Origin of the sequence: Muribaculum intestinale (assembly GCF_002201515.1) — a bacterium.
In the GTDB taxonomy this organism is placed as follows: Bacteria; Bacteroidota; Bacteroidia; order Bacteroidales; family Muribaculaceae; genus Muribaculum; species Muribaculum intestinale.
In genome coordinates this window covers 3,089,853-3,102,866 of sequence record NZ_CP021421.1, presented here as the reverse complement: position 1 = coordinate 3,102,866, position 13,014 = coordinate 3,089,853, and the positions used below count along the sequence as shown (strand labels likewise).

Annotated in this window: 13 protein-coding genes; 6 read left to right on the top strand and 7 right to left on the bottom strand. The window is 43.5% G+C overall.

The window, feature by feature from the left end; translation table 11 throughout:
* The 6 genes from ADH68_RS12840 (at position 1) to ADH68_RS12815 (ending at position 5,001) form a co-directional block, all read left to right on the top strand.
* Positions 1–795, top strand: coding sequence for a family 6 glucosyltransferase (locus tag ADH68_RS12840; RefSeq protein WP_068960484.1), 795 nt, complete (start codon positions 1–3; stop codon positions 793–795).
* The gene (locus tag ADH68_RS12835; protein WP_068960485.1) at positions 792–1,664 is read left to right on the top strand and encodes an alpha-1,2-fucosyltransferase; all 873 of its coding nucleotides are present in this window, start codon (positions 792–794) and stop codon (positions 1,662–1,664) included. Before ADH68_RS12840 ends, ADH68_RS12835 begins: the two co-directional genes overlap by 4 nt.
* 26 nt (positions 1,665–1,690) lie before the next feature.
* A complete protein-coding gene (locus tag ADH68_RS12830) occupies positions 1,691–2,500 on the top strand; it encodes a glycosyltransferase family 2 protein (RefSeq protein ID WP_068960486.1) in 810 nt (269 codons plus the stop codon).
* A 19-nt stretch (positions 2,501–2,519) separates the two neighbouring features.
* Positions 2,520–2,732 (top strand): acyltransferase family protein, encoded by a 213-nt coding sequence (locus ADH68_RS12825; RefSeq protein WP_068960487.1) that lies wholly within the window; start codon positions 2,520–2,522, stop codon positions 2,730–2,732.
* A 75-nt stretch (positions 2,733–2,807) separates the two neighbouring features.
* Positions 2,808–3,854, top strand: coding sequence for an acyltransferase family protein (locus tag ADH68_RS14310; protein ID WP_084273981.1), 1,047 nt, complete (start codon positions 2,808–2,810; stop codon positions 3,852–3,854).
* 46 nt (positions 3,855–3,900) lie between these two features.
* Positions 3,901–5,001, top strand: a complete 1,101-nt coding sequence (locus tag ADH68_RS12815; protein WP_068959909.1) for an ISAs1 family transposase — start codon at positions 3,901–3,903, stop codon at positions 4,999–5,001.
* Positions 5,002–5,430: 429 nt separating this feature from the next.
* Here ADH68_RS12815 and meaB read toward each other — a convergent pair whose 3' ends face one another.
* The 7 genes from meaB to holA form a co-directional block, all read right to left on the bottom strand.
* Complete coding sequence (gene meaB, locus ADH68_RS12810; protein WP_068960489.1) at positions 5,431–6,540, bottom strand: methylmalonyl Co-A mutase-associated GTPase MeaB; 1,110 nt, start codon at positions 6,538–6,540, stop codon at positions 5,431–5,433.
* A gap of 515 nt (positions 6,541–7,055) precedes the next feature.
* Entirely contained in the window at positions 7,056–7,841 is a 786-nt protein-coding gene (locus ADH68_RS12805; RefSeq protein WP_068960490.1) for an SDR family NAD(P)-dependent oxidoreductase, read from the bottom strand.
* Between the two features lie 513 nt (positions 7,842–8,354).
* Positions 8,355–8,915, bottom strand: coding sequence for an HdeD family acid-resistance protein (locus ADH68_RS12800; RefSeq protein WP_068960491.1), 561 nt, complete (start codon positions 8,913–8,915; stop codon positions 8,355–8,357).
* A 194-nt stretch (positions 8,916–9,109) separates the two neighbouring features.
* Complete coding sequence (gene tpiA / locus ADH68_RS12795; protein WP_068960492.1) at positions 9,110–9,865, bottom strand: triose-phosphate isomerase; 756 nt, start codon at positions 9,863–9,865, stop codon at positions 9,110–9,112.
* 72 nt (positions 9,866–9,937) lie between these two features.
* The gene (locus ADH68_RS12790) at positions 9,938–11,209 is read right to left on the bottom strand and encodes a BT_3928 family protein (protein ID WP_068960493.1); all 1,272 of its coding nucleotides are present in this window, start codon (positions 11,207–11,209) and stop codon (positions 9,938–9,940) included.
* 70 nt (positions 11,210–11,279) lie between these two features.
* A complete protein-coding gene (locus tag ADH68_RS12785) occupies positions 11,280–11,822 on the bottom strand; it encodes a DUF1599 domain-containing protein (protein WP_068962023.1) in 543 nt (180 codons plus the stop codon).
* Positions 11,823–11,882: 60 nt separating this feature from the next.
* Positions 11,883–12,920 (bottom strand): DNA polymerase III subunit delta, encoded by a 1,038-nt coding sequence (holA, locus tag ADH68_RS12780; RefSeq protein WP_068960494.1) that lies wholly within the window; start codon positions 12,918–12,920, stop codon positions 11,883–11,885.
* Positions 12,921–13,014 lie beyond the last annotated feature (94 nt).

Here is a 13,014-nt window from a genome sequence, read left to right as displayed (position 1 = left end):
ATGAAAATAGCAATTTTGTACATCTGTACCGGAAAATATAATCAGTTCTTTAATGATTTTTATTCATCATGTGAATCTAAATTCTTAAAAGGACGTGCAGATAAGGAGTATTTTGTATTTACTGATGATTTATCGATTTCAAATCAAAAGAATGTACATCTTATAGAACGGCAATGTATGGGGTTTCCTTTGGATTCACTCTTGCGGTTCGAAATATTTATGACAATCAAAGACAAACTTCTAAAGTTTGACTATATTTTCTTTTTTAATAGTAATGCTTTGTTTGTTGACTCTGTAGGAATTGAACTACTACCCTCTAATTCTGAAAAATTAGTTGGAGCAGAATGGCCAGGCAAACGTAAACCATTTAAGCATCCGATGTTCTATCCATACGAGCGTAATAAGAATTCTGCTGCGTATATTGCTCCATATGAAAAGCAACCATATTTATATTATATGGGAGGACTAAATGGAGGCGAAGCTAAAGCATATCTTAATATGATTTCAACGCTTGCCCAAAATATAAGGAGAGATTATGATGCAGGAATAATAGCTCGTGTTCATGATGAGTCTCATATAAATAAATATTTTCGAGCCCATCCATGTAAAATCCTATCCCCCGAATATTGTATGCCGGAGGAATGGATAACTCCCGAATTCACACCTAAAATTATATTTAGAGATAAGGTGAAAATTGATCAATATTTCAATAAAGGCCGGTCATCATCATATGGGTCTAAGATAAAAAAAAGTGCGTTAATAATTAAAGATGCTCTTATTTGGTATTTAAAATGAAAATAGTAAAATTCTTAGGTGGACTCGGCAACCAGATGTTCCAACTTGCCTTATTGAAATCACTGCAAAACCTATATCCTGAGGAACGTATACTTGCCGACATTTTTTCTTACAATGGATATGGATTACATAATGGTTTTGAGGTAGCAGATATATTTAATTTATCAGTTGAATTTGCCACCCTTAAAAATGTAGCGAGTGTCGCTTGGCCTTTTCCCAACTATCGTACATGGCAAATTGGTAGCCGCATCTTACCGCAAAGGCGTTCAATGTGCATTGATTTGAAAAATGCTGATTGGGATAATCCGAAATATAAATACTACGAAGGTTATTGGCAGAATGAAAAATTTTTCAAATCGATTCGCCCGTCTCTATTAGATGTATTCTCTTTCCCATTAGATGATAATATACACAACAATAAACTTTTAAATGATTTAACGAATACGTCAAGTATATCTATTCATATCAGACGGGGTGATTATATCGGCAATAAATTATATCAAAATATTTGTACTTCAGAATACTATAGAAATGCGATAGAATTCGTCACAAGTCAATTACAAGCTGTAGACATAGCCTGTATATTTTCCAATGACATGGAATGGTGTAAAAAAAATATTCCAGTATTATTGCCAAGCGGTGTAGATATTAGATATGTGGATTGGAATACAGGCATCAATAGTTTCCAAGACATACATTTAATGTCTAAATGCAACCATAATATTATTGCAAATTCTTCATTCTCATGGTGGGGGGCTTGGCTAAATCAGAATCCTAATAAAATAGTGGTTACTCCTAATAAATGGACAAATAATACTATTGGGGAGAATCCAATATGCGACTCTTGGAATAGAGTCAAAATAAATTAAATTACTGATAATAGATTCTATATCTCATGTTATTTTCTGTTTTGATGTCGCTCTACGCCAAAGAACGGCCCGACTTTCTGCGTCAAAGTCTCGACAGCATATTTAGCCAGACAATAGCACCTACTGAAGTTGTTATTGTAGAAGACGGTCCACTTACTACAGATTTATACTCTGTACTTGATGAATTTGAGTTAAATCATGCTGAAATCAAACGTGTAGCACTTAAAGAAAATGGAGGGTTAGGTAATGCACTTAATGAAGGGTTGAAATACTGTTCACATGAGATAGTGGCACGAATGGATACTGATGATATTGCACTTCCCAATCGTTTTGAAAGTCAGATAGACATATTTAACACATACCCTGATGTGCAGGTTGTAAGTTGTTGGATTGACGAATTTGAGGGTAACCCTATGAACATTGTTTCTACCAGGAAAATACCTGAATTCCCATTTGAAATTTATAAATATGGGAAAAAACGGTGTCCAATTAATCATCCTGCATCTGTATTTCGTAAAAGTGCAATTTTATTTGCTGGTGGATATCGGCATTTTCCTTTATTTGAAGATTATTATCTTTGGGTACGTTTACTATTAAATGGTGCTAAATTTTACAATATTCAAGAGTCATTATTGCTTTTTCGCTCATCTTCAGATGTGTTTAAACGTCGAGGTGGACTAAAGCATGCATTGGAAGAAGTAAAATTCCAAAATCACATACGGGCAATCGGATATATAAATATGTTACAAATGGTTGTAAACATTACGATTCGATTTACCACACGAATAGTTCCTAATTCATTGCGTGGATTTATATATAAAAAGCTACTCCGCTAATCACCAGTTAACAAATTCTATGATAAAAAGGCTTGGTTATATTGATTGCCTGAAAGGATTTGCAATCTTTCTCGTTGTCTTAGGGCATGTTGTCCAAAATTATAATCTGATGGACTCGTGGATTTTCCGGATTATTTATTCGTTCCATATGCCATTGTTCATGTTTATGAGCGGATACTGCTTTGACCTGTTTGCTAAAGTGACCGGCAAAAAGCTGACTTTATACGCTTGAGTTTGAATTCGTGCATCCTCGTCCCGACGACATTACTTTCAAGTCGGGACGAAATCAATATAATGTCATTTCATTATGTTAATTGAAAATAAATTACCAAAACTTCAAAATATTATAGTATTAAGGACTTTTGCAATTATTGCAGTAGTCCTATATCATTGTTATTGTCCTTGGTTAGAAGCCTGGAATTGGTATAAATGTGAGTATCGTTCTCTTTATTCTTTTATTTTCGAAACTGTCTTAGTCGGACGAATGCCATTATTTGTCTGTGTATCAGGATATCTTTTCTCTCATTTATATCTTGACAGAGGAAAATATCATGAGTTTGGCAATTTCTTGCAAAATAAGATAAAACGACTTCTTGTTCCATGCATGCTTTTTACCGGTCTGATGTGTTTGATTCTCCAACTTAACTATGTTGAAAACATCGTTGGTTATGGATTCCATTTATGGTTTTTGAAAATGCTGTTTTTTTGCTTCATGACAACTTGGTTATGTGCAAAATATATACATCAGATCAAACTTGATATTATAGCAATATGTATAAGCATCATAATGATGTTCATATCAATGCCTAAATTTCTTGGAATAGGACAATACTTTAAGTATTACTTTTTCTTCTTAGGAGGGTATATGCTATATAAATATCGTTACCAACTGAAATTTTTATATAATAAATATTTCGCAACATTATTAATGACTTTTTTCACCTTAATTTGTATTATATGCGCATGGCGATATCTAGCTCAACCTCAGCTTGCTAATGGCGATATCATACATCTTGATAAAGTCGTTATGATATGCAGAATGCTTTTAAGACCATTGACTATTTTAATTGCCTTTATTATTGTTGATTTTTATCTTAAACATAATACCACATTAGTTAATACATTCGATCATATGAATAAACTAAGCTATGGAATATATCTGTTTCATATGCTTTTCCTCCAAATTATCCACAAATATTATTTTTCTTACACACAAAGTGTATGTGAAATTCATTATATAATATCACCAATTATATTCTTCATCATAATCTTATCATTAAGTATATTATTTCAGGGCTGGCGCATGAGATTTAACTCAAATTCAGTCAAAAATTCACCTGATTATGTGAAATAAACTTTCAGATATTGCATATATTGCTGAAAATGGATATATTAGAGGTATGCAAATAGAAATTTTCAGCAAAGTAAAAGACCCGCGTGACTTGGGCAAGGTTAAACATGAGCTCGAGGATGTGCTCCGAATGGCACTCATCGGCGTGTTGTGTGATTGTGAGGACTGTGACGACATATCGGATATGGTTACAGACCGAGAGGAAGAATTCAAGGCCGCCGGATTGCTGAAGCTTAGCAACGGCGTCCCGTGTGGTGACACGATACTTCGTGTTGTAGAGTCTGTCAATCCCGCTCAGCTCCGGGCAAGTCTTGATTGCTGCCGAGGCCACATAATCGAATCCCTGTGCGGCAATCAGGTCATCATTGACGGTAAGAAACTGCGGGGTGAAAATCCCAGGAGTCCCGGATGCCACGGACTGTATATCCTCAATGCGTGGGTATCTGAAACAGAAATCTGCGTTGCCGAAAAGCCGGTGGATGGCAAGACCAACGAACTTACGGTTCTGCCGTCCGTATTGTCCTCTTTATGGCTTACAGGGGCATTGGTTTCAGTCGACGCAATGGGGACCCACCGTAATATCGCAGAACAGATCATACTCCAGGGCGGCGACTATCTGATGGCGCTTAAAGACAATCAGCCGATACTCAAGGGCTTGACGGAAAGTATCTTTAGTCGCACTACTCCAATATCGGTATACACAACCGAGGAAAAGGGGCACGGAAGAGTTGAGAAGAGAACCTGTTCAATTATGGATACGACACTTTTGGAACAGGAGGGAATGTACGAGAAGTGGCCCGGTCTTAAACGTATCATAAAGATGGAGCGTGAGCGTACTGAGAACGGTGCCCGCTCGCGTGAAACAATCTACTATCTCAGCAGCGTGGAGAAAGATGAGGCTTCTTACTATGCGATGCGTATTCGTGCGCACTGGGGTATCGAGAACAAACTGCACTGGCATCTCGACGTGACGTTTCGGGAAGATATGTGCCGCGTACGCGCCAAGAATGGCGCTGTCAATTTTTCAGCGATGCGCAAGTATGCATTGGAAATGCTTAAAAAGCAGAACGATAAACTCAGCCTTAAACGAAGACGCAAAAAATGTATGTGGAGCACTGAATATCTGTACAAAGTCTTTAAGGATAGTTAAATCTCATGCGCCAGCCCTGATATTATTTACGTACTTATTGCGTAAAACGAAATGGGGAATATATTTAATTGGCTAATTGTAGATTGTTAATCTTATTTCCAATTAATAATAGTCTGTAACTGCTATACTGAATTTTCGTAAATTTGGAGCGTGTCCCCAATGGTGTGGGTAAGGCTTCCGTTTTTTAGGGGCAAAGGTAACCGATAAAGCATTAATGGATATGGCGAAAGAGATACTACCGACGAGATAGTAGAGACAATGGCGGCGATGCGTGATGATGTGCAGCGCAGGGTGTTGTGTCGGTTTTTCAAGACAAGACCGGCCTAGCAACAACGGCGTCCCCGCCATTACTTCTAAAAACGCCTATATGGAGCATACACTGGCTCCATATAGGCGTTAAATCATTTTATTGTGTGTCGAATGGTATAGCTATAGGGCGGAATAGTAGTGGTCGAGGATATCACGAGCGGCGGTGAACGACGACTGTCGGTTGGCCAGCACGCGTGCCTCCTTGTCGGAAAGCATGGCCTCGATGTCGGGACGTGTGTAGAAGTTGCGGCGCAACTGCTCGTCGATGGTCTCATACATCCAGTAGCGCGCCTGCTCGTTACGCTTGCGCTCGAAGTAGCCGTTGGCCTTTACATAGTCGAAATATCGGTCAATCATGTCCCACACTTCTGCTATGCCTATAGCATAGTAGCCGGAGTAGCAGAGCACATCGGGCGACCATCCGGATGGCGACGGAGGAAAAAGCTGCAACGCGCTGCGAAACTGTGCCTGCGCCAGGCGCGCACGGTCTACATTGTCGCCGTCGGCCTTATTGATTACAATGCCGTCGGCCATCTCCATGATGCCGCGTTTTATTCCCTGCAGTTCGTCGCCTGTGCCGGCAAGTTGAATCAGCAGGAAAAAGTCGACCATAGAGTGCACTGCGGTCTCGCTCTGGCCTACGCCTACGGTTTCGACGAAGATATTGTTGTAGCCGGCGGCCTCGCATAGCACGATAGTCTCGCGGGTCTTTCTTGCCACTCCCCCCAGACTTCCGGCCGACGGGCTGGGGCGTATGAATGCATGGGGATTGACCGACAGACGCTCCATTCGGGTCTTGTCGCCGAGTATCGAGCCTTTTGTGCGCTCGCTCGAGGGATCGATGGCGAGAACTGCAAGTCTGCCGCCATCTTTCAGTACATGTAGCCCGAACTCATCAATCGAGGTCGACTTTCCGGCACCGGGCACTCCCGTTATGCCGATGCGCCGAGAGTTGCCGGAGTGGGGGAGACATTTCTCAATCACCTCCTGGGCGATTGTCTGATGTTCCGGAGAAAGGCTTTCGACCATGGTCACAGCGCGGCTTAGCATAGTGACATCGCCTCGGAGTATCCCTTCGACGAGTTCGCCGGCCGACGGCAACGGTCGCCGGCGCCGGGCCTTCAGGTAGGGATTGACTGATGGCGGCTGGGCCACTCCGTTGTTGACTGTAAGACCCGCAAACTGCGAGTCATTTTCGATATGATGATGGTTGTCGTGATGGGCGTCCATGGTGATTTCAGTTTTACAATAATGCAAATTTAATAATTCATGAACCAATAAGCAAAATAAGAGCCGGCAAGATTTAGAGCTTGTTTAATAATAAATGTTACCGTCAGGGCGGTCAGTCGGCGAGCAGATTTTCGCGTGTGATGAGGGAGTTATGGGGCTCCATAACGACCGAAGAGCGGGTGGAAAGATGCCGGCGAATGACCGACTGGAGGTAATTTTTCCCATATTGTTAATATATTTTTTACATTTGCTTTAAAGCAGGCAAGAGATTGAATGGTTATAAAGCTACCTTTTGTCTCGTATATCTTGGCCGCTTTTCGCCATGACCCTCAGTCATGTACATAAAGTACACTCCTTCGGCACATGTCGAAAATCGACTCAAGCTATACGACCCTGGCGGCAACATTTATTATTAAACAAGCTCTTATAATCACACCGGCTCTCGAAGGCTGTAGAGGCGTAACTCTACTTATGTGGCATGTCGTGCCCGGCATCAATGGTCGGACATCAATCCCTTAATCTGCAGCCTGCTCCACTGCCATGGCAACTTCGGAGGGTTTCTCAGCCGGTTTCGACAATGTGACGGGAATCTTTACCCACAGCCGTCCGGGGATAAGACGCCAGAAGAATACTGCCGCAGCCCACCGACGGTCAATGACGGCGATTCGGGTGCGTTTCTTCAGTGCCTTTACAATCATCGGCACAACTTCGCCCTCCTTCATCGTCATAGGATATTTGCGGTCAGGGTCGAGCAACGGGGTGCGCACCCATCCCGGTCGGATATCGGTAAACGCAATCTTAAGTCCGTGCATGCGCGACAACTGCTCCAGAGCCTCGATGTAATTCTGCTGATAACGCTTCGACGCAGAATATGCCGCAATCTCGCCTATGCCTTTGGTCCCCGCCACCGACGATATTATGGCAATGTGCCCCTTGCCGACATTACGGAAATAATGGAACGCGGTGTCTATCATTCGGGTAAATCCTACCACATTGGTCTCTGCCGTGTCCACTTCCCGCTGTATATCGAGCTTCGGGTCAAAGAATCCGATTCCGGCCACATGGAAATAGATGTCCATACCGCCGATTTTCCGGATAAGCGACAATAGCTTGCGTGGCGCTTCCGACTTGGTAATGTCTATCGCTTCCCATTCGATAGAATCGGGAAACATCTCTTTGAGGGCTTTCATTCGATCTACCTTGCGCCCGGCCACGCCGACACGCCATCCGGTTGCAGCCAACGATTCAGCTACATGCTCTCCGATTCCCGAAGTGGCGCCCATTATCACGATTTTCTTCATGTCAGAGTTGTCTTGATTTTATGTTACAGAGAAATATTACTTAAATGTAACGCATGCCATGCATGTATTGTTGGATTTAGAGCTTGTTTAATAATAAATGTTACCGTCAGGGCGGTCAGTCGTCGGACAGATTTTCGCTTGTGATGAGGGAGTTATGGGGCTCCATAACGACCGAAGAGCGGGCGGAAATATGCCTCCGAATGGCCGACGGGAGGTAATTTGTTTCATGTAGTTGATATATTTTTGCATTTACCTTACAAGCAGACAAGAGATTGTAGAGGTTATAAAGTTACCTTTTGTCTCGTATATCCTGGCCGCTTTTCGCCCTGTTCCTGCGGTCATGTACATAAAGTACACTCCTTCGTCACATGTCGAAAATCGACTCAAGCTATACGACCCTGGCGACAACATTTATTATTAAACAAGCTCTTACATGGCACAAATATACGGATAAGACGAGCGGCACCGCCCGGAAGGTGATGCCGCACATACAATAAGGTTTATTTCAGACTGTTAATTGCCTTGGCCAACCTGTGGCTTGATATCATAGGCAAACATGCATATCGAGAAGCCCCAGTAGATAAATGCCAGAGAAGTAAGGAAGCTGACCATCTCCATATTCTGAATCCATCCGGCCTCTACGAAGAAAAATCCGATAAGCATAAGCAGTATGCCGTTTATCAGATACAGCCACCAGTATTTTCCCTTATGCCCGTTGACCGAACTTATAATCATCGTGATGCCCCAATAAATGAAAATAAGAGCAAGGAAGTAGGGGAATACCTCTTCCGACAGAATGATGCTTCTCACCATAAGGAATCCGATAAACATGTCAATCATACCTCCGGCAATCCACCATCCCCATCCTTTCGGAAAATGGGGCCCAGCAGCTACTATAAGCTGTACAATACCGGCAAGAATCAGAAGCCAGCCGAATATCTGGGACGCAACAGCATACCCTGCTACCGGCCAAAACCAGTATGCGAAACCGCACAACACCATTACGATACCGGCTATCAACACGAGCCACCAGCTCTTGGAGTAGCCCAGGAAGTTTAATTTTGAGAGACTCATAATTTAATAAATTTAGTTGAACTATTATTTTAATTTAATAACAATGCTATTTGTGAAATAGTTGCAACTGATATTGAAATTATTGAGCCTCCTGTGATGTAGCGGATTATATCAATAAAGCATAAAAAATGCTCCTCCGGCGCATGCATGACACCGAAGGAGCAATATATGAGGGATTATATATCGGTCTATGATTAGAACGCGGTAACGATACCCATGAAAGAGGCTGCATCAAGAGCTGCGCCACCGATAAGACCGCCATCGATGTCGGGCTTGGCAAAGAGTTCTTTTGCATTTGAGGGCTTGCAGCTGCCGCCATAGAGGATAGAGGTATTGTCGGCTACTTCCTTGCCGTAACGCTCTGCAATGAGGTTGCGGATATGAGCGTGCATGTCCTCAGCCTGCTCGGGAGTAGCAGTCTTGCCGGTGCCGATAGCCCATACGGGTTCGTAAGCAAGAATAATCTTGCCGAATTCCTCGGCCGACAGATGGAAGAGAGCCTCTTCAATCTGCTTCTTTACTACCTCGTTGTAAGAACCGTCCTCACGCTCGGCAAGCACCTCGCCGATGCAGAAAATAGGGGTAAGGTTGTTCTCAAGGGCAAGAGCTACCTTCTCTTTCAGTATTTCAGAAGTTTCACCGTAGTACTGACGACGCTCCGAGTGACCGAGAATCACGTATGTCGCGCCGGTTGAAGCCACCATAGGTGCGGAAACCTCGCCGGTGTAAGCGCCCGACTTGTGGTCGGCACAGTTTTCAGCGCCCAGACCCAACTTATTTGTGTCGATTACAGCGTTTACAGATGCAAGGTGAGTGAACGGGGTGCAGATAACCACGTCGCATTTGGGTGTTACGCCACAGAGGGCCTCGTTGACTTCTTTGGCAAGAGCCACGCCTTCCTGGAGAGTTGTGTTCATCTTCCAGTTGCCGGCTACTACATTTTTTCTCATAGTTGTATTGAATTTTATTGGGTTATGTCAGTTGCATGAAGAGAGGAGCTGCCTGATGATGTGCAAATTTACTTATTTTTTTTGATTCCTGCGAGTAAAATGCAATTTAACAGCCCTACCACTTCTGTCAAGAATCCATAAGAAAAGTTCAAGACCGCAAAAAAACATCGTCAGAGTCAGCATTATGGTCTTTCCGGAAAATCCGAGTGATGCCAAAGTATCCGGACCGGGATGCTCGAAAATTTCGGAATCAATCGAACTGAGAGTACGCTTCCATCGGATAATGCCATCGCTAAGATAGACTACAGCAATACTGCCACGGGCGATTTCCTTTATCGATGTGTCTTCACTGGTATAAATAGAGTATGACGCCATCGACAGGTCGCGCCACATATCCACTCCGTCGCTGTCGGCCGCGATTATTGCGGCCATTGTGCCGCCTCGCGAATTGATATGTCTGTCAATCTCGTTTATAAGATATGTAGAAGACACATCTATGCCGTGTAAGTCCGGGATAAGAAGCAGTATCTCCTCACCTTCGGCTGAGATAGCATCAGCAGTGGCGTCATCTCCATTTTCGTCATATACAGTAATCATACCATCATAGCCGATACTGTCATGACTTATGTTGCCCTCTGCCGGCTTCTCCTTGCGTTCAACAAATACCCATGAATCATCCGGTATGGAATCCTCGGTGAAATCACGCCTTACACCATCTTTTTCATATACAAATATATACTCGGGTATGTAACCGTCACCGCTATTGCGCGCAAGTTCTCCTATTGGTGTGCCTACTGGATATGGTCGGAAGTCGATAAGCGGCTGGATATTATAGCCGAATATTGCTATTAAGAGAACATATATGATGGCTATAACGGCAACAAGCCATTGACTATACGTGGTAAACAACCCGGGTACGCTTGAATTCCTTAAAATAAGGTATATGACAAGTGCCGTCAGAACTACATTCTTGAGAAAAGTTGCCGTATTTGATATCACCCACATGTCGCCGAAACATCCGCAGTCGGCCACCGGATCAGCTATCATTATATATAATGTGAGCGGAAGCATGCCGGCCATGATAAGGCCTATCAGCCATGCACATGTGCGCTTGTAGCTGCCGGTAATAAGCAGAAAGCCCAACAGAAATTCCACCGCTGCAAGAGCTGTAGCGCCGGTAAACACCACACCATGCGGCATAGGCATCTGCCACACGGCCAGATACTGGTCGATTTTGTATACAAACCCCCATAAATCTATGGTCTTGGATATACCGGATACGACAAAAGTAGAGCCTACTATTATACGGCATATCCATACCAGTATTGTAGTGCGGGGAGACACAAGTCGAGTCTGTGTATCGCTGCTATTCCCTTCAGTCGGACCTGGGGCATTGGCTGTCACCGGAGCGGGATTACTCGATGCCGGTGAGTTTGATAAGGGCGAAAGCTGCATAGTTTATCATATCCTTATAGTTGGCGTCAAGTCCTTCACTTATAAGCGTTGTGCCTTGATTGTCTTCAATCTGCTTCGTACGCCATAGTTTTTGGAGTATTATATCCGTAAATGAAGACACTCTCATCTTACGCCAGGCTTCATCATAATCATGATTCTTGTCAAGCATTAGAGCGAAAGCGCATTCCAGATGTCTGTCATAAAGAGCAAGAGCATCCTCGATTGACAAATCAGCGGTATCGGCCCATCCTTTTTCGAGCTGGATGAGTGCTATTACTCCATAATTGACTATGCCAACCCACTCAGGTATGACCCCTTCCTCCACACGATGCTCAGATTTTGTCTCAAGCGAGCGTATGCGTGCTGCCTTTATGTAAATCTGGTCGGTCAGCGACTCCGGACGCATCAGACGCCATGAGGAACCATAATCCTTGAGTTTTTTTTCGAATATGTCGCGGCACATAGTGCCTACCTTACTGAATTGTTGTGCGGTATCTGCCATATTTATTAACATTAAAGATATCGGAGAGATAGTACAGTGATATATAAACCTTGTGTAGAATCAACTAATCACTCCGCGCGCGGTCAGTATCCTGAATACCATATCATGCATCAGGTCATATGGATCCTGCCTGGAACCTACGCCTTTTGTCGCTGCATCCGTACGTCGGAGTTCCCGCAATATTTCTACAGTCTGACGAGCATTATATTGCTTCATGCCGTTCTTGTAGTCTTTTGAAAGCCAGTTGCCTTTACGTCCCAAAGCAGCACACAAGGCAGGCTCGCTCTTATCCCGGGTGTAATGGATTATGAGCAGATTGGAAAAGAATGTCCATAGCATGCCCAATGTCGGCGGGAACGGATTATCCTTAGGGTTTCGGCGGAAATGGTCGATTATGCGGAATGCGGCTACGCTGTCCCTTACTGCTACAGCGTTGATGAGCTCAAAATTATTAAAATCCTTACTCATGCCGATGTGCGACTCGATTACCTCCGGAGTAACCATCGAGCCCGGAGGCAATGCTACAGTGAGTTTCTCGATTTCATTATATAAACGCGAAAGATCCGCTCCTACATAGTCACTGAGCATCGACAGTCCTTTTTCCTCCACATGGAGCCCTTTTTCAGTAATCACATGTCGTATGGCATCAGTAAGAGCCCTGTCACGAAGTTTCACCGCTTCAAACACACACCCTCCGGCTGCCACAATTTTAGATGGAAGCTCTTTTGACTTCACCTTTGCTCCTCGTCCACAGATTACGAGCACTGTTGTCGATGTCGGATTGGAAAGATAGCCGATGAGTTTGTCAAGTTGTGCGGCAGGCACAGATTGAGCCTCTTTTAATATCACGACCTGATAATCCGACATCATCGGATATCTGCGACATGCGTCGATTACAGTGTCTATGTCAGTCTCCGGCCCATATAGAGTATATAGATTGAAATCATGATCCGCTTCAGGGACAATTGCCTCAAACTCTTCGACAAGACGGTCGATAAAGAATCCCTCCTCGCCATGTATGAGGTAGGCCGGAGCATAGTTTTTTCTGCTAAGCGATGCGCGGAGCTCGGCGTATGTAACTGTTTTGGCTGTTGCCATGCTGGTAGAATCGGAAATTTCCGTAAATTTACAAAAAGTTTTTCACTCAGTATCCCCTAAAAGCATTATCTCTGACATGAACCATACCCCGCAA

Bases quoted from the DNA above. Each gene is read 5' to 3' on its own strand.
- ADH68_RS12840 (WP_068960484.1), top strand. From the start codon at position 1: ATGAAAATAGCAATTTTGTACATCTGTACCGGAAAATATAATCAGTTC.
- ADH68_RS12835 (WP_068960485.1), top strand. From the start codon at position 792: ATGAAAATAGTAAAATTCTTAGGTGGACTCGGCAACCAGATGTTCCAA.
- ADH68_RS12830 (WP_068960486.1), top strand. From the start codon at position 1,691: ATGTTATTTTCTGTTTTGATGTCGCTCTACGCCAAAGAACGGCCCGAC.
- ADH68_RS12825 (WP_068960487.1), top strand. From the start codon at position 2,520: ATGATAAAAAGGCTTGGTTATATTGATTGCCTGAAAGGATTTGCAATC.
- ADH68_RS14310 (WP_084273981.1), top strand. From the start codon at position 2,808: ATGTTAATTGAAAATAAATTACCAAAACTTCAAAATATTATAGTATTA.
- ADH68_RS12815 (WP_068959909.1), top strand. From the start codon at position 3,901: ATGCAAATAGAAATTTTCAGCAAAGTAAAAGACCCGCGTGACTTGGGC.
- meaB (WP_068960489.1), bottom strand. From the start codon at position 6,540: ATGGACGCCCATCACGACAACCATCATCATATCGAAAATGACTCGCAG.
- ADH68_RS12805 (WP_068960490.1), bottom strand. From the start codon at position 7,841: ATGAAGAAAATCGTGATAATGGGCGCCACTTCGGGAATCGGAGAGCAT.
- ADH68_RS12800 (WP_068960491.1), bottom strand. From the start codon at position 8,915: ATGAGTCTCTCAAAATTAAACTTCCTGGGCTACTCCAAGAGCTGGTGG.
- tpiA (WP_068960492.1), bottom strand. From the start codon at position 9,865: ATGAGAAAAAATGTAGTAGCCGGCAACTGGAAGATGAACACAACTCTC.
- ADH68_RS12785 (WP_068962023.1), bottom strand. From the start codon at position 11,822: ATGGCAGATACCGCACAACAATTCAGTAAGGTAGGCACTATGTGCCGC.
- holA (WP_068960494.1), bottom strand. From the start codon at position 12,920: ATGGCAACAGCCAAAACAGTTACATACGCCGAGCTCCGCGCATCGCTT.